This is a genomic window from Bradyrhizobium sp. Kon69, from assembly GCF_055807515.1.
In genome coordinates this window covers 1-291 of the sequence record NZ_JBVVOS010000270.1, presented here as the reverse complement: position 1 = coordinate 291, position 291 = coordinate 1, and the positions used below count along the sequence as shown (strand labels likewise).

Genomic DNA, 291 nt, shown 5'->3' with positions numbered 1-291 from the left:
GCTTGGGCCCAGGGCTTTGACCGAATGCATCCACGCCAGCGGCGCCAGCATCGACGCCAGCAGGCACGCATACAACACCAGCGGGATATTCGCCCAGCCCAGGCCGGCCTTGGTGATGCCCTCGGCTTCGAACAGCCCGTTGTTGTGCGCCACCAACAACGGCGTGGCGTCGGTGATCGGCAGGTAGCCGATGCGCACCGGTGCGTCGGGCTCACTGGCCGCACGCGCCTGCAGGCTGCTCAGCAACGGCAAGGCGCCGGCGGCGCTGAGCACCGCGGAAAGTTTGAGAAA

1 protein-coding gene is annotated in these 291 nt (G+C 67.4%); it reads right to left on the bottom strand.

What is annotated here, in order from left to right:
- Nucleotides 1-291, bottom strand: a 291-nt coding sequence (locus AC0L3U_RS39125) for an ABC transporter substrate-binding protein (protein ID WP_473365080.1), incomplete at both ends; no start/stop codon positions are given.